At 60.3% G+C, this 14,928-nt stretch carries 18 protein-coding genes; 12 read left to right on the top strand and 6 right to left on the bottom strand.

Translation table 11 applies throughout. From position 1 onward, the window contains the following. Positions 1–134: 134 nt before the first annotated feature. From lptB to ACIOUG_RS20990, 5 genes are read right to left on the bottom strand one after another with little or no spacing between them, the layout of a single operon-like run. The gene (gene lptB, locus ACIOUG_RS21010) at positions 135–860 is read right to left on the bottom strand and encodes an LPS export ABC transporter ATP-binding protein (RefSeq protein ID WP_401068372.1); all 726 of its coding nucleotides are present in this window, start codon (positions 858–860) and stop codon (positions 135–137) included. Further along, positions 860–1,405: a lipopolysaccharide transport periplasmic protein LptA gene (lptA, locus tag ACIOUG_RS21005; protein ID WP_103485943.1), complete on the bottom strand. Its 546-nt coding sequence runs from the start codon at positions 1,403–1,405 to the stop codon at positions 860–862. The genes lptB and lptA overlap by 1 nt, the downstream gene beginning before the upstream one ends. Next, a complete protein-coding gene (lptC, locus tag ACIOUG_RS21000; RefSeq protein ID WP_401068370.1) occupies positions 1,392–1,964 on the bottom strand; it encodes an LPS export ABC transporter periplasmic protein LptC in 573 nt (190 codons plus the stop codon). Before lptC ends, lptA begins: the two co-directional genes overlap by 14 nt. Before the next feature lie 8 nt (positions 1,965–1,972). After that, positions 1,973–2,497: an HAD family hydrolase gene (locus ACIOUG_RS20995; protein ID WP_025109454.1), complete on the bottom strand. Its 525-nt coding sequence runs from the start codon at positions 2,495–2,497 to the stop codon at positions 1,973–1,975. Next, positions 2,497–3,471, bottom strand: a complete 975-nt coding sequence (locus tag ACIOUG_RS20990) for a KpsF/GutQ family sugar-phosphate isomerase (RefSeq protein ID WP_103520210.1) — start codon at positions 3,469–3,471, stop codon at positions 2,497–2,499. The genes ACIOUG_RS20995 and ACIOUG_RS20990 overlap by 1 nt, the downstream gene beginning before the upstream one ends. Before the next feature lie 275 nt (positions 3,472–3,746). Here ACIOUG_RS20990 and ACIOUG_RS20985 point away from each other — a divergent pair, with 275 nt between their 5' ends. The 10 genes from ACIOUG_RS20985 to hisC all read left to right on the top strand — a co-directional run bounded on the left by ACIOUG_RS20985 (position 3,747) and on the right by hisC (position 11,702). After that, complete coding sequence (locus tag ACIOUG_RS20985; protein ID WP_003221703.1) at positions 3,747–4,556, top strand: ATP-binding cassette domain-containing protein; 810 nt, start codon at positions 3,747–3,749, stop codon at positions 4,554–4,556. Next, positions 4,556–5,353, top strand: coding sequence for a lipid asymmetry maintenance ABC transporter permease subunit MlaE (mlaE, locus tag ACIOUG_RS20980; RefSeq protein ID WP_003221704.1), 798 nt, complete (start codon positions 4,556–4,558; stop codon positions 5,351–5,353). Before ACIOUG_RS20985 ends, mlaE begins: the two co-directional genes overlap by 1 nt. After that, positions 5,353–5,820, top strand: a complete 468-nt coding sequence (gene mlaD / locus ACIOUG_RS20975) for an outer membrane lipid asymmetry maintenance protein MlaD (protein ID WP_095190863.1) — start codon at positions 5,353–5,355, stop codon at positions 5,818–5,820. Before mlaE ends, mlaD begins: the two co-directional genes overlap by 1 nt. Before the next feature lie 11 nt (positions 5,821–5,831). Then, positions 5,832–6,485: a phospholipid-binding protein MlaC gene (locus ACIOUG_RS20970; RefSeq protein ID WP_401068367.1), complete on the top strand. Its 654-nt coding sequence runs from the start codon at positions 5,832–5,834 to the stop codon at positions 6,483–6,485. Further along, a complete protein-coding gene (locus ACIOUG_RS20965) occupies positions 6,482–6,787 on the top strand; it encodes a lipid asymmetry maintenance protein MlaB (protein WP_027610853.1) in 306 nt (101 codons plus the stop codon). Before ACIOUG_RS20970 ends, ACIOUG_RS20965 begins: the two co-directional genes overlap by 4 nt. A 116-nt stretch (positions 6,788–6,903) precedes the next feature. Further along, complete coding sequence (locus tag ACIOUG_RS20960; RefSeq protein WP_007953556.1) at positions 6,904–7,143, top strand: BolA family protein; 240 nt, start codon at positions 6,904–6,906, stop codon at positions 7,141–7,143. Between the two features lie 22 nt (positions 7,144–7,165). After that, a complete protein-coding gene (murA, locus tag ACIOUG_RS20955) occupies positions 7,166–8,431 on the top strand; it encodes a UDP-N-acetylglucosamine 1-carboxyvinyltransferase (protein ID WP_134785444.1) in 1,266 nt (421 codons plus the stop codon). Between the two features lie 126 nt (positions 8,432–8,557). Next, positions 8,558–9,193: an ATP phosphoribosyltransferase gene (gene hisG / locus ACIOUG_RS20950; RefSeq protein ID WP_003221711.1), complete on the top strand. Its 636-nt coding sequence runs from the start codon at positions 8,558–8,560 to the stop codon at positions 9,191–9,193. 125 nt (positions 9,194–9,318) lie between these two features. Next, positions 9,319–10,647 (top strand): histidinol dehydrogenase, encoded by a 1,329-nt coding sequence (hisD, locus tag ACIOUG_RS20945; protein WP_401068365.1) that lies wholly within the window; start codon positions 9,319–9,321, stop codon positions 10,645–10,647. A gap of 2 nt (positions 10,648–10,649) precedes the next feature. After that, on the top strand, positions 10,650–11,702 hold the full coding sequence (hisC, locus tag ACIOUG_RS20940; protein ID WP_401068363.1) for a histidinol-phosphate transaminase: 1,053 nt from the start codon (positions 10,650–10,652) through the stop codon (positions 11,700–11,702). 123 nt (positions 11,703–11,825) lie between these two features. Here hisC and algW read toward each other — a convergent pair whose 3' ends face one another. Further along, positions 11,826–12,980, bottom strand: a complete 1,155-nt coding sequence (gene algW / locus ACIOUG_RS20935) for a Do family serine endopeptidase AlgW (protein WP_401068361.1) — start codon at positions 12,978–12,980, stop codon at positions 11,826–11,828. Between the two features lie 103 nt (positions 12,981–13,083). Between algW and ACIOUG_RS20930 the strand changes: the two genes are divergently transcribed. Next, positions 13,084–13,842 carry a Nif3-like dinuclear metal center hexameric protein gene (locus ACIOUG_RS20930; RefSeq protein ID WP_401068360.1) on the top strand — a complete coding sequence of 253 codons (759 nt, stop codon included), beginning with the start codon at positions 13,084–13,086 and terminating at the stop codon, positions 13,840–13,842. Positions 13,843–14,079: 237 nt separating this feature from the next. Next, the coding region (cysD, locus tag ACIOUG_RS20925) for a sulfate adenylyltransferase subunit CysD (RefSeq protein ID WP_401068358.1) at positions 14,080–14,928 on the top strand (849 nt) is incomplete at its 3' end.

Raw genomic sequence — 14,928 nt, 5'->3', positions numbered from 1 at the left:
ATTGACGCGTTGCTCAGGCGAGCGGTGAACACCTTTGAAGCGACGTGTTTGCCTGGAGCGCTGTAACAATTAAAGCGTATTGAATCCTGCTTGAATCGATACAGCGCCCGGGCGGCTCACCGGGCACTATTCGCTTAGAGGCGGAATTCGTGGCCCAGGTACACTTCCTTCACCAGATCGTTGGCGAGGATGGTCTCGGCGTCACCTTCGGCGATCAGTTGACCGTCGTTGACGATGTAGGCGGTCTCGCAGATATCCAGGGTCTCACGCACGTTGTGGTCGGTGATCAGCACACCGATCCCCTTGGCCTTGAGGTGGTGGATGATCTGCTTGATGTCACCGACCGAGATCGGGTCGACACCGGCGAACGGTTCGTCGAGCAGGATGAATTTCGGTGCGGTCGCCAGCGCGCGGGCGATTTCCACCCGGCGGCGTTCACCACCGGACAGGCTCATGCCGAGGTTGTCGCGGATGTGGCTGATGTGGAATTCCTGCAGCAGGCTTTCCAGTTCCTTGCGACGACCGGCCTTGTCGAGTTCCGCGCGGGTTTCGAGGATGGCCATGATGTTGTCGGCCACCGACAGTTTGCGGAAGATCGACGCTTCTTGCGGCAGATAGCCGATACCGGCCTTGGCGCGACCGTGCATCGGCTGGTGGCTGACGTCCAGATCATCGATCAGCACGCGGCCCTGATCGGCCTGTACCAGGCCGACGATCATGTAGAAGCAGGTGGTCTTGCCGGCACCGTTCGGGCCGAGCAGGCCAACGATCTGGCCGCTGTCGATCGACAGGCTGACGTCGCGCACAACCTGGCGGCTTTTATAGGCCTTGGCCAGGTGCTGAGCTTTCAGAGTTGCCATTACTGGGTTTTCTCGTCGGTTTTCTTCTTCGGCTGGATCACCATGTCGATGCGCGGACGCGCCTCGGTGACTTTGCTGCCGGTAGCGCGGCCGGCGCTGGCCAGTTTTTTCACCGTGTCGTAGACGATTTTCTCGCCCTGGGTGGTGTTGTTGTCCTTGTCGACAACCTTGGCCTTGTCGATCAGCACGACGCGGTTTTGCGCGGCGTGGTACTGGATCGTCACGCCCCAGCCCTGTACAGGCTTGGTGTCACCCTGGGTTTGCAGTTGCTCGAAGTAGGCAAGGTTGCCCACCGAGGTCACCACGTCGATATCACCGGTCGGGGTACGGGTAATGGTCACCGTATTGCCCTTAACGATCATCGAACCCTGGGTGATGATCACATCACCTTTATAGGTGGCGATGCCGTTCTTGTCGTCCAGTTGGGCGTCGTCGGCCTGAATGCGGATAGGTTGCTGCTGATCGTTCGGCAGAGCCCAGGCGCTCACGCTTCCCAGTGCTGCGCCCAGACTGAGCAAAATAGGGAGGGTTTTAACGAGCCTCATACTGTCCTCTTACGTTCGATTGCAGGTGTATCCTGCTTTCCTTCAAATACGCCTTCATTCCCACGCCAGTCGATACACCGCCAGCGCCGTCGATTCTAACGGGTTGCTCGGTCTGCGCATATTGCTGCTGAGGGAACACTGTCATGCGTGTGCTGGTGATCAGGGTGTCGCGGTTCTTTTCATCGGTGCGCTTGATGCGCACCGAGTCGATCAGTTCTACCTGCGTGCCGTCCGGGTTCACTTCGCCGCGCTCGCTGGTCACGTGCCACGGAAACTCGGTGCCGCGGTACATGTTCAGGTCGGGCTTGGTGACAAGAGTCACGTCCGTCGCCTTCAAATGCTCGGCCTTGTCCGAGGTCATTTCGTACTGCACCTTGCCGTCCGGAAGGTATTGCAGGGTATGCGTATTGGTGGCGTACCAGTCGATGGCGGTGTCTTCGACCTTGACCACAGGTTTGTCGAGGAAACGTTCAGGGCTGATATTCCAGTAGCCGACCGCCGCGAACATGGCGGCGATACAGCCGAACAACAGGAAGTTGCGAAATTTTTTGCTAAACATTATTTGGCTCACAAATACGCGGCATTGGCCGCATCGAGGCGGCCCTGGGCGCGCAGGATCAATTCGCAGAATTCGCGGGCGGCACCTTCGCCGCCACGGGCCCGGGTGACGCCATGGGCGTGCTCGCGGACAAAGTCGGCGGCATTGGCGACGGCCATGCCCAGCCCTACGCGGCGGATCACCGGCAGGTCAGGCAGATCGTCACCCAGGTAGGCGACCTGTTCATAGCTTAGGCCCAGTTGCTGCAGAAGGCCGTCCAGAACCACCAATTTGTCTTCCCGGCCTTGAAACAGGTGCGGGATACCGAGGTTTTTCGCCCGGCGCTCAACCACCGGCGTCTTGCGGCCGCTGATGATGGCGGTTTCGACCCCGGCATTCATCAGCATCTTGATGCCCTGGCCGTCGAGGGTGTTGAACGTCTTGAATTCGCTGCCGTCCTCGAGGAAATACAGGCGCCCGTCGGTGAGCACGCCGTCGACGTCGAACACCGCCAGTTTGATCGCTTTGCCGCGCTGCAGCAGATCGGTTGTCATTACATCACTCCTGCACGCAGCAGATCGGAGAGGTTGAAGGCGCCGATCGGGCGATCTTCTTCGTCCACGACCACCAGTGCGTTGATTCGATGGTCTTCCATGATTTTCAGCGCTTCGGCAGCGAGCATTTCCGGGCGTGCGGTCTTGCCGTGCGCGGTCATGACCTGGTCGATGGTCGCACTGCGGATGTCGATGCTGCGATCCAGCGTGCGGCGCAAGTCGCCGTCGGTGAAGATCCCGGCCAGCTTGCCGTCGGCTTCAAGGATCACGGTCATGCCCAGACCCTTGCGGGTCATTTCCATGAGCGCATCCTTGAGCAGGGTGCCGCGTTGCACTTGCGGCAGTTCCTGCCCGGCGTGCATGACGTTTTCCACTTTCAGCAGCAGACGGCGGCCCAAGGCGCCACCGGGATGGGAAAAGGCGAAATCTTCGGCGGTGAAGCCGCGGGCCTCCAGCAGCGCCACAGCCAGGGCATCGCCCATGACCAGTGCGGCGGTGGTCGAGGAGGTCGGTGCCAGGTTCAGCGGGCAGGCTTCGTGTTCGACATGCACGTTCAGATTGACTTCGGCAGCCTTGGCCAGTGGCGACTGCGGATTGCCGGTCAGGCTGATCAACTGGATGCCCAGACGCTTGATCAAGGGCAGCAGGGTGACGATTTCGTTGGTCGAGCCGGAGTTGGACAGGGCGAGGATCACGTCGTCGCGGGTGATCATGCCCATGTCGCCATGACTGGCTTCGGCCGGATGCACGAAAAACGCTGGAGTACCGGTGCTGGCCAGGGTTGCGGCAATCTTGTTGCCGACGTGCCCCGACTTGCCCATGCCGACCACGACCACGCGCCCCTTGCTGGCCAGAATCATCTCGCAAGCACGTACGAAATCGGCGTCGATATGGGGCAACAAGCCTTGTACGGCTTCCACTTCGAGGCGGATGGTGCGTTGTGCCGATTGAATCAGGTCGCTGGATTGGCTCATGTCAGAAATCGTATAGCCCGATGAAAAGGCGGCGATTATAGCGGTTATGTTGAAAAGCCTCACGCAAGTTCGTCGTGCTTTGTCATTCCTCGTTACCAAAACCCTTAAAAACCGCCGTCAGGCCTGTCATATCGCTGAATACAGGCGGGCATGGCCCTTGGGCGCCAGGCCTTTGCAGTGATATAGTTCGCCGCCAGTTCGGCCTGCCCGGGAGGTATGTGCTTTCCAAGGAAAGCCAGGCGTCCGAGTGAGAGGCTGCATCGCAAGGAGTTTAGATGAGTGCCGATAACGCCTACGCGGTCGAGCTGAAGGGAGTCTCCTTCAAGCGCGGTGCGCGCAGCATTTTCAATAACGTCGATATTCGCATCCCGCGTGGCAAGGTTACCGGCATCATGGGACCTTCCGGGTGTGGCAAGACCACCCTGCTGCGGTTGATGGGTGCACAACTGCGTCCTTCCAGCGGGGAAGTCTGGGTCAACGGTCAGAACCTGCCGACACTGTCGCGCAGTGATCTGTTCGATGCGCGAAAGCACATGGGCGTGCTGTTTCAGAGTGGTGCGCTGTTCACCGATCTCGATGTCTTCGAGAACGTCGCTTTCCCCCTGCGTGTTCATACCCAGCTGCCGGATGAAATGATCCGCGACATCGTCCTGCTCAAGTTGCAGGCGGTCGGCCTGCGCGGCGCCATCGAGCTGATGCCGGACGAACTGTCTGGCGGCATGAAGCGTCGCGTGGCGCTGGCCCGGGCGATTGCGCTCGATCCGCAGATCCTCATGTATGACGAACCGTTCGTCGGTCAGGATCCGATCGCCATGGGCGTGCTGGTACGCCTGATCCGTCTGCTCAACGATGCGCTGGGCATCACCAGTATTGTGGTCTCTCACGACCTGGCCGAAACCGCGAGCATCGCTGACTACATCTATGTAGTAGGTGATGGTCAGGTGCTGGGGCAGGGCACGCCGGACGAATTGATGAATTCGGATGAGCCGCGTATTCGCCAGTTCATGACCGGCAACCCCGATGGCCCGGTGCCGTACCATTTTCCAGCGACGGATTACCGCGCAGATCTTCTGGGGAAGCGCTGATGCGCAGAATTTCATTAATAGAACGCGTACGCCGGTTTGGCGAGGCGGCGATCGACGCCGTCGCGGTGTTTGGCCGCGCGACCCTGTTCCTGTTTCATGCCCTGCTCGGTCGTGGCGGCATCAGCGGCGGTTTCGGCCTGCTGGTCAAGCAACTGCATTCGGTTGGCGTGATGTCGCTGGTGATCATCGTCGTGTCCGGGATCTTCATCGGCATGGTGCTGGCGCTGCAGGGCTTCAGTATTCTGTCGAGCTACGGTTCGGAGCAGGCGGTGGGGCAGATGGTCGCCCTGACGTTGCTGCGTGAATTGGGGCCGGTGGTGACGGCATTGCTGTTTGCCGGGCGTGCCGGTTCGGCGCTGACTGCCGAAATCGGCAACATGAAGTCCACCGAGCAGCTTTCCAGCCTGGAAATGATCGGTGTCGATCCGCTCAAATACATTATTGCCCCGCGTCTGTGGGCCGGTTTCATTTCCCTGCCGGTGCTGGCGATGATTTTCAGCGTGGTGGGGATCTGGGGCGGCTCGTGGGTGGCTGTCGACTGGCTTGGCGTGTATGAAGGTTCCTACTGGGCGAACATGCAGAACAGCGTGAACTTCACCAGCGATGTGCTCAACGGCGTCATCAAAAGTATCGTTTTCGCCTTCGTCGTGACCTGGATTGCCGTTTTCCAAGGCTATGACTGTGAGCCCACTTCCGAGGGCATCAGTCGCGCCACCACCAAGACCGTGGTATTCGCCTCGCTGGCAGTACTGGGCCTGGACTTTATTCTGACCGCTTTGATGTTTGGAGATTTCTGATGCAAAACCGCACCCTGGAAATCGGTGTCGGCCTGTTCCTGCTGGCAGGGATCCTGGCTTTGTTACTGCTTGCTCTGCGGGTCAGTGGGCTGTCTCCGACTTCGACCACCGACACCTATAAACTGTATGCCTACTTCGACAATATCGCCGGTTTGACGGTCAGAGCCAAAGTGACCATGGCCGGTGTAACCATCGGCAAGGTCACGGCCATCGATCTGGATCGCGACAGCTTCACCGGTCGGGTAACCCTGCAAGTGGATAAAAAGGTCGACAACCTGCCGACCGACTCCACAGCGTCTATCCTGACCGCTGGCCTGTTGGGCGAGAAGTACATCGGTATCAGCGTGGGCGGGGAAGACGCCCGTCTGAAGGATGGTGGAACCATCCACGACACGCAGTCGTCTCTGGTACTGGAAGACCTGATCGGTAAATTCCTGCTCAATACCGTTAGCAAAGACGCCAAATGAGGAGCTTTTGAATGATCTCTACCTTGCGACGTGGCCTGTTGGTGTTGCTCGCGGCACTGCCACTGCTGGCTAACGCTGCGCCCGGACAGTCGGCGCACGATTTGGTTCAGGACACCACGAACCGGATGCTGGCCGATCTGTCGGCCAATAAAGAAAAGTACAAGAAGGATCCTCAGGACTTCTACACGGCGCTGAACACCATCGTCGGTCCTGTGGTGGATGCCGAAGGCATTTCCAAGAGCATCATGACCGTCAAGTATTCGCGCAAGGCCACGCCTGCGCAGATGCAGACGTTCCAGGAAAACTTCAAGCGCGGTCTGTTCCAGTTCTATGGCAACGCCTTGCTCGAGTACAACAACCAGGGCATTACCGTTGATCCTGCCAAGGATGAGTCCGGCGATCGCACCAGCGTCGGCATGACCGTCAAGGGCAACAACGGCGCGGTCTATCCCGTGCAATACACCCTGGAGAAGATCAACGGCGAGTGGAAACTGCGCAATGTGATCATCAACGGCATCAACATCGGCAAGCTGTTCCGTGATCAGTTCGCCGATGCGATGCAGCGCAATGGCAACGACCTGGACAAGACCATCAACAATTGGGCTGGCGAAGTGGCCAAGGCCAAGGAATCCACCGAAAAAGCTGCCGAGAAGCCAGCGCAATGAATGAGGCGGCCGTTCGCATGAGTGACGTCGACGAGCTATTGCTCAGCGGAGTGCTGGATTACCGCACCGGCCCTGACCTGCGCAAGGAAGGCCAGGCGCTGATCAAGTCCAGCAAGGCAGCGTCGCTGGTGATTGATTGCTCGGCCGTGAAGAAGTCCAGCAGCGTCGGCTTGTCCTTGCTGCTGTGCTTCATGCGCGATGCCCAGGCGGCCGGCAAGGCCGTCAGCATCCGGGCGATGCCGGAAGACATGCGCGAAATCGCTCAGGTCAGTGAGCTGACCGAGTTGCTGGCGCACCCCTGAACCCACATCGATAAAGAAGCCCCCCGTCAGAGTCCTGCCAATGCGGGGTTCGCAGGCGCGGGGCTTTTTTGTATGATGTCCGACCCGTGCGCACAGGGCGCCGATTGAGGTTGAGCATGCAGGCCGTAGAAGTGAAGAGCTTCCTTGAAGGGAAGCTGCCAGGAACGCAGGTGGAAGTTGAAGGCGAAGGCTGCAACTTTCAGCTGAACGTGATTAGCGATGAACTGGCGGCGTTAAGCCCGGTCAAGCGTCAGCAGAGCATCTATGCCCATTTGAACCCATGGATCGCCGATGGCAGCATCCACGCGGTCACTATGAAATTTTTCAGCAGCGCGGCCTGGGCCGAGCGCACCTGAGCCCAAGGGCGTCGAGATTCTTATGGATAAATTGATTATTACCGGTGGCGTTCGTCTTGATGGCGAAATCCGTATCTCCGGGGCGAAGAACTCCGCCCTGCCGATTCTGGCTGCCACCCTGCTGTGCGATGGCCCGGTGACCGTTGGCAACCTGCCGCACCTGCACGACATCACCACCATGATCGAGCTGTTCGGTCGCATGGGCATCGAGCCGGTGATCGACGAGAAGCTCAGCGTCGAAATCGACCCACGCACCATCAAGACCCTGATCGCACCGTACGAGCTGGTGAAAACCATGCGTGCCTCGATCCTGGTACTGGGTCCGATGGTTGCGCGTTTCGGTGAAGCCGAAGTCGCCCTGCCTGGCGGTTGCGCCATCGGTTCGCGTCCGGTTGACCTGCACATCCGTGGCCTCGAAGCCATGGGCGCGGTGATCGACGTCGAAGGCGGCTACATCAAGGCCAAGGCGCCTGAAGGCGGCCTGCGCGGCGCCAGCTTCTTCTTCGATACCGTCAGTGTGACCGGTACCGAAAACATCATGATGGCGGCTGCCCTGGCCAAGGGTCGCAGCGTGCTGCAGAACGCCGCGCGCGAGCCTGAAGTAGTTGACTTGGCGAACTTCCTCAACGCCATGGGCGCCAAGGTTTCCGGCGCCGGCACCGACACCATCACCATTGATGGCGTCGAGCGTCTGGGTTCGTGCTTCTACAAAGTCATGCCTGACCGTATCGAAACCGGCACCTACCTGGTGGCCGCTGCGGTCACCGGTGGCCGCGTGAAGGTCAAGGACACCGATCCGACCATCCTCGAAGCCGTTCTGGAAAAGCTCCGTGAAGCCGGCGCTGAAGTCACCAGCGGTGAAGACTGGATCGAGCTGAACATGCACGGCAAGCGCCCGAAAGCGGTCAACGTGCGCACCGCGCCGTACCCGGCGTTCCCGACCGACATGCAGGCGCAGTTCATCTCGCTCAACGCCATTGCCGAAGGCACCGGTGCAGTGATCGAGACGATCTTCGAAAACCGTTTCATGCACGTGTACGAACTGCACCGCATGGGCGCCAGGATCCAGGTCGAAGGCAACACTGCGATCGTCACCGGTACTGAAGTCCTGAAGGGCGCGCCAGTGATGGCCACCGACCTGCGTGCTTCGGCCAGTCTGGTGATCTCGGCACTGGTGGCCGAAGGCGATACCCTGATCGACCGCATCTACCACATCGACCGTGGTTACGAGTGCATCGAAGAAAAACTGCAGATGCTGGGCGCCAAGATCCGTCGCGTTCCGGGCTAGTAGCTGCACTGGACACAGGGACGTGTCCACTGAATTCGTTTCGAGTCGAGCCGGTATCCGGCTCGATGTGTGTCCGGCGCCGATTGCGACCGGACATGAGTACCTTGATAAGGACTGACGTTTCCCATGTTGACCATCGCACTGTCCAAGGGCCGCATCCTTGACGACACCCTGCCGCTTCTCGCTGAAGCCGGCATCGTGCCGACCGAGAATCCGGACAAGAGCCGCAAGCTGATCATCCCCACCACTCAGGATGACGTACGTCTGTTGATCGTGCGTGCCACGGACGTGCCGACCTACGTCGAGCATGGCGCGGCCGACCTCGGCGTCGCCGGTAAAGACGTGCTGATGGAATACACCGGCCAGGGCCTGTACGAGCCGCTGGATCTGCAGATTGCCCAGTGCAAGCTGATGACCGCCGGCAAGATCGGCGCGGCCGAGCCCAAGGGCCGTCTGCGTGTGGCGACCAAGTTCGTCAACGTCGCCAAGCGTTACTACGCCGAGCAGGGCCGTCAGGTCGACATCATCAAGCTCTACGGCTCGATGGAACTGGCGCCGCTGATCGGTCTGGCCGACAAGATCATCGACGTGGTCGACACCGGCAACACCCTGCGTGCCAACGGCCTGGAACCCCAGGAACTGATCGCCACGATCAGCTCGCGCCTGGTGGTCAACAAGGCTTCGATGAAGATGCAACACGCCCGAATCCAGGCGTTGATCGATACCCTGCGCAAGGCAGTGGAATCGCGACACCGCGGCTGATGTACCTGCGCGACCTTGAGTCGCGCCCGTCTATCCGCCTCATAGCCAGAATCTCAGGTGCCCAAGCGGAAACGACTGCTAAGTTAGGGCGCCTGAGTTTTTGCCATTCCTATGAGGCTCTCGCTATGTCCGCACCGTCTGCAATTCGCCGACTCATCGGTGGTGACCGGGATTTCGCGCATCATCTGCTGAGCTGGGAAAGTGTGTCTGACGACTCGGTCAATCAGCGCGTGCTGGACATCATCAAGGCTGTGCGCGAGCGCGGCGACGCGGCTCTGGTCGAGTTCACCCAGAAGTTCGACGGCCTCGAAGTCGCCTCGATGGCTGACCTGATCCTGCCGCGCGAGCGTCTGGAGCTGGCCTTGACCCGCATCACCGTGGCACAGCGCGAAGCGCTGGAAAAAGCCGCGGCGCGAGTGCGCAGCTACCACGAAAAACAGAAACAGGATTCCTGGAGCTACACCGAGGCCGACGGCACCGTGCTCGGCCAGAAGGTCACACCGCTGGATCGCGCCGGCCTGTATGTGCCGGGCGGCAAGGCGTCGTATCCGTCTTCGGTGCTGATGAACGCGATTCCGGCCAAGGTCGCCGGCGTGACCGAAGTGGTCATGGTGGTGCCGACCCCGCGCGGCGAAATCAACGAGCTGGTGCTGGCGGCGGCGTGCATTGCCGGCGTTGACCGGGTGTTCACCATCGGCGGCGCGCAAGCGGTTGCCGCACTGGCTTACGGCACCGAAAGCGTGCCGCAGGTGGACAAGGTCGTCGGCCCGGGCAACATCTATGTCGCCACCGCCAAACGCCACGTGTTCGGTCAGGTCGGCATCGACATGATCGCCGGCCCGTCGGAAATCCTCGTGGTCTGCGACGGCCAGACCGATCCGGACTGGATCGCCATGGACCTGTTCTCCCAGGCCGAGCACGACGAAGACGCCCAGGCGATTCTGGTCAGCCCCGACGCCGAGTTCCTCGACAAGGTTGCAGCCAGCATCGACAAACTGCTGCCGACCATGGACCGCGCAACCATCATCGAAACCTCGATCAATGGTCGTGGTGCGCTGATCCACGTGCGTGACATGGCGCAAGCCATCGAAGTCGCCAACCGCATTGCCCCGGAACACCTGGAGCTGTCGGTTGCCGATCCGCAAGCGTGGTTGCCGCAGATCCGTCACGCCGGCGCGATCTTCATGGGCCGCCACACCTCTGAAGCGCTGGGCGACTACTGCGCCGGTCCAAACCACGTGTTGCCGACTTCCGGCACCGCGCGGTTCTCCTCGCCGCTGGGTGTGTACGACTTCCAGAAGCGTTCGTCGATCATCTTCTGCTCCGAGGCCGGAGCCTCCGAGCTGGGCAAGACCGCGTCGGTGCTGGCCCGTGGCGAATCCCTCAGCGCGCACGCCCGCAGCGCCGAATACCGCATTAAAGACGCAGACTTTCTGCCAGGGCAGGGGAAGTGAACATGAGTAAATTCTGGAGCCCGTTCGTCAAGGATCTGGTGCCGTATGTGCCGGGCGAACAGCCAAAGCTGACCAAACTGGTCAAGCTCAACACCAACGAAAACCCCTACGGCCCGTCGCCCAAAGCGCTGGCGGCGATGCAGGTCGAGCTCAACGATAATCTGCGCCTGTACCCGGACCCGAACAGCGATCTGCTGAAAACCGCCGTCGCCCATTACTACGGCGTGCAGAGCAATCAGGTGTTCCTCGGCAACGGTTCGGACGAAGTGCTCGCGCACATCTTCCACGGTCTGCTGCAACACGAGCTGCCGCTGCTGTTCCCGGACATCAGCTACAGCTTCTATCCGGTGTATTGCGGTCTGTATGGCATCCAGTTCGATGCCGTGCCGCTGGACGCGCAGTTCCAGATCAACCCGGCGGACTACGCCAAACCGAACGGCGGGATCATTTTCCCCAATCCGAACGCACCGACCGGTTGCCTGCTGGCACTGGACGCGGTCGAGCAGATTCTCCAGGCCAGCCCGAATTCGGTGGTGGTCGTGGATGAGGCGTACATCGACTTCGGCGGCGAAACCGCGATCAGTCTGGTGGATCGTTATCCGAACCTGCTGGTGACCCAGACCCTGTCCAAGTCACGTTCGCTGGCCGGCCTGCGCGTCGGTCTGGCGGTGGGGCATCCGGATCTGATCGAGGCGCTGGAGCGGATCAAGAACAGCTTCAACTCTTATCCGCTGGATCGTCTGGCGATTGTCGGCGCGGCGGCGGCGTTTGAAGATCGCGAGTATTTCGACAAGACCTGCCGTCTGGTCATCGAAAGTCGTGAATGGGTCATCGCGCAGTTGCAGGCCAAGGGCTTTGAGGTGCTGCCGTCGGCGGCGAACTTCATCTTCGCCCGTCACCCGCAACACGATGCGGCGGGGCTGGCGGCCAAGTTGCGCGAGCAGGGCGTGATCGTGCGTCACTTCAAGCAGGAGCGGATTGCCCAGTTCCTGCGGATTTCGATCGGCACGCCGGAGCAGAATCAGGCGCTGATCGACGGCCTCGGCGACCTCTGAAAGCATTGCTGAACCTGTGGGAGCGAGCCTGCTCGCGAAAACGGTTGGTCATTCAACATCATTGTTGATTGTGACGACCTCTTCGCGAGCAGGCTCGCTCCCACATTGATTTGTACTGGCGGCTTACTCTTCTTCTTTGACCGGCGCCGGCGGCGGACGCAGACCGATTTCAGCGGTCAGCTTGAGTTCTTTGCCATTGCGCATGACCTGAATGGTGACCTTGTCGGTCGGCTTGATCCGCGCCACCTGATTCATTGACTTGCGGCCATCACCGGCGGGTTCGCCGTCGATACTCAGAATCACATCACCCAGTTGCAGGCCGGCCTTCTGTGCCGGGCCATCGCGGAAGATCCCCGCCACGACAATCCCCGGACGCCCGGACAGGCCAAACGATTCGGCCAGTTCCTGGGTCAGCGGCTGCACTTCAATGCCGAGCCAGCCACGAATCACCTGACCGTGCTCGATGATCGACTTCATCACTTCCATCGCCAGTTTCACCGGGATCGCAAAACCGATGCCCTGCGAGCCGCCGGACTTGGAGAAGATCGCGGTGTTGATGCCGGTGAGGTTGCCGTTGGCATCGACCAGCGCACCACCGGAGTTGCCCGGGTTGATTGCTGCGTCGGTCTGGATGAAGTCTTCGTAATTGTTCAGGCCCAACTGGTTACGCCCGGTGGCGCTGATGATGCCCATGGTCACGGTCTGGCCGACGCCGAACGGGTTGCCGATGGCCAGCGCGACGTCGCCGATGCGAATGTTGTCGGAGCGGCCGACGGTGATTGCCGGCAGGTTCTTCAGGTCGATCTTCAGTACCGCGAGGTCGGTTTCCGGATCGCTGCCGATGACGCGGGCGAGGGTTTCGCGACCGTCCTTGAGCGCCACCACGATCTGGTCGGCGCCGCTGGTCACGTGGTTGTTGGTCAGGATGTAGCCTTCCGGGCTCATGATTACCCCGGAACCGAGGCTCGATTCCATGCGTTTCTGCTTCGGCGAGTTGTCACCGAAGAAGCGCCGGAACTGCGGATCTTCGAACAGCGGATGCGCCGGTTTGGCGATGACCTTGGTGGTGTACAGGTTGACCACCGACGGTGCGGCGATGACCACGGCGTCGGCATAGGACACCGGCCCCTGCTGCACGCTGGTGGTTTGCGGGGCCTGTTGCAGGTTGACGTCGAGGCTCGGAAGCCCGACCCACTGCGGGTAACGCTGAATAATCAACAGAGCGATAAGCACACCGGCCAACAGCGGCCAGCCGAAAAATCGCAGCGCCTTGAGCATTAAGCACGTCCTGGAAAAGTTGCAGGCGGGGTCAGACCGCCCATAATGTCGCGCATTATACGAGGCCGCGCGTGCCTCTGAACGGGATTTTCAGGAGTCTTTCATGGCCGTCGCCCTCAGCACCCTGGTCGAAGAAGCCGACCGTTACCTTGGCAGTGCAAAAATCGCCGATTATTGCCCCAACGGCCTGCAGGTCGAGGGGCGCCCACAGGTGATGCGTATTGTCAGTGGCGTCACCGCCAGCCAGGCGTTGCTCGATGCCGCCGTAGATGCCGAGGCCGATCTGGTACTGGTCCATCACGGCTATTTCTGGAAGGGCGAGAACCCGTGCATCACCGGCATGAAGCAGCGCCGCCTGAAGACCTTGCTCAAGCACGACATCAGTCTGCTCGCCTATCACTTGCCGCTGGATCTGCACCCGGAGGTCGGTAACAACGTGCAACTGGCGCGTCAACTGGACATTACCGTCGAAGGGCCGCTGGATCCGGACAACCTCAAAATTGTCGGACTGGTCGGGTCGTTGAGCGAGCCAATGACCCCAAGGGATTTCGCCCGTAAGGTGAAAGACGTCATGGGCCGCGAGCCGCTGCTGGTTGAAGGCAGTGCGATGATTCGCCGGGTCGGCTGGTGCACTGGGGGCGGTCAGGGCTATATCGATCAGGGCGTGGCGGCGGGCGTGGATCTGTTCCTCAGTGGTGAAGCCTCCGAGCAGACCTTCCACAGCGCCCGGGAAAACGACATCAGCTTCATCGCCGCCGGCCACCATGCCACCGAGCGCTATGGCGTGCAGGCGCTGGGCGACTACTTGGCCAAACGCTTTGCCCTTGAACACATCTTCATCGACTGCCCGAACCCGATCTGACCTACACCGTTCCCTGTGTAGGAGCTGCCGAAGGCTGCGATCTTTTGATCTTAAAAGCAAAGGCAAAAGATCGCAGCCTTCGGCAGCTCCTACAGGGTTAGTGGGGCAAACCGGTGGGCATATTCATATGCTCTTTCGTTCTAGCTGGCGTCCTGATTAGAAGAAGGCCGCTGTGCTAGGATTCCCCGCTCGAACACGGCCCGCTGGCCGTTCATAAGAAAGCTTTCGTGAGTAGCCATGGTCGACAAACTGACGCATCTGAAACAGCTGGAGGCGGAAAGCATCCACATCATCCGCGAGGTGGCCGCCGAGTTCGACAACCCGGTGATGCTGTACTCCATCGGTAAAGACTCCGCCGTGATGCTGCACCTGGCACGCAAGGCGTTCTTCCCGGGCAAACTGCCGTTTCCGGTGATGCACGTCGACACTCGCTGGAAATTCCAGGAGATGTACAAGTTCCGCGACAAGATGGTCGAAGAGCTGGGCCTGGACCTGATCACCCACATCAACCCCGATGGCGTGGCACAGAACATCAATCCGTTCACCCACGGCAGCGCCAAGCACACCGACATCATGAAGACCGAGGGCCTCAAGCAGGCGCTCGACAAGCATGGTTTCGACGCCGCGTTCGGCGGTGCCCGTCGCGATGAAGAGAAATCCCGCGCCAAGGAGCGCGTGTACTCGTTCCGCGACAGCAAGCACCGCTGGGACCCTAAGAACCAGCGTCCGGAGCTGTGGAACGTCTACAACGGCAAGGTCAACAAGGGCGAATCCATTCGGGTGTTCCCGTTGTCGAACTGGACCGAGCTGGACATCTGGCAGTACATCTATCTCGAAGGCATCCCGATCGTGCCGCTGTACTTCGCCGCCGAGCGTGAAGTGATCGAGAAGAACGGCACGCTGATCATGATCGACGACGAGCGCATACTCGAGCACCTGTCCGACGAGGACAAGGCACGCATCGTCAAAAAGAAAGTGCGTTACCGTACCCTTGGCTGCTACCCGTTGACGGGCGCGGTGGAGTCCGAAGCCGAGACGCTGACGGACATCATTCAGGAAATGCTCCTGACGCGAACTTCCGAGCGC

Source organism: Pseudomonas sp. NPDC087803 (assembly GCF_044742995.1).
In the GTDB taxonomy this organism is placed as follows: domain Bacteria; phylum Pseudomonadota; class Gammaproteobacteria; order Pseudomonadales; family Pseudomonadaceae; genus Aquipseudomonas.
Note: the sequence above shows the minus strand (reverse complement) of the source record. Positions and strands in the feature narration are given on the sequence as shown.